The 264-nt window shown below is 36.4% G+C and carries 1 protein-coding gene; it reads left to right on the top strand.

The annotated features are described in order from the left end of the window. The coding region (locus ACRHOC_RS14865) for a hypothetical protein (protein ID WP_431159412.1) at window positions 1-209 on the top strand (209 nt) is incomplete at its 5' end. Between the last annotated feature and the right edge of the window lie 55 nt (window positions 210-264).

Raw genomic sequence — 264 nt, 5'->3', positions numbered from 1 at the left:
CTTTCGTTGTCACTGTTATTGCAGTTATTTTCTCCCTTGGTGGAAAATTCATTCCTGCATTAGAGCCTATATCACGAGTGTCTTGGTTTGCTGGCGTCATATTGGCCTTTGTTCTCTACTCTTTATTCAAAAAAGACACCACTAAGGTGGTTGAAAATAAAGTAAAAGCTACGAATGATTCAGATATCGGCATAAAAAACCCAATGTAATCTGAATTAAATACCCTATTCAGCCCGTTTTAATATATTGAAAACACGCTGAACA

It is taken from the genome of Winogradskyella poriferorum (assembly GCF_050618035.1).
Classification (GTDB): Bacteria; Bacteroidota; Bacteroidia; order Flavobacteriales; family Flavobacteriaceae; genus Winogradskyella; species Winogradskyella poriferorum_A.
The sequence above is the reverse complement of the archived record's forward strand: the minus strand, read 5'-3'. Positions and strand labels throughout refer to the sequence as shown.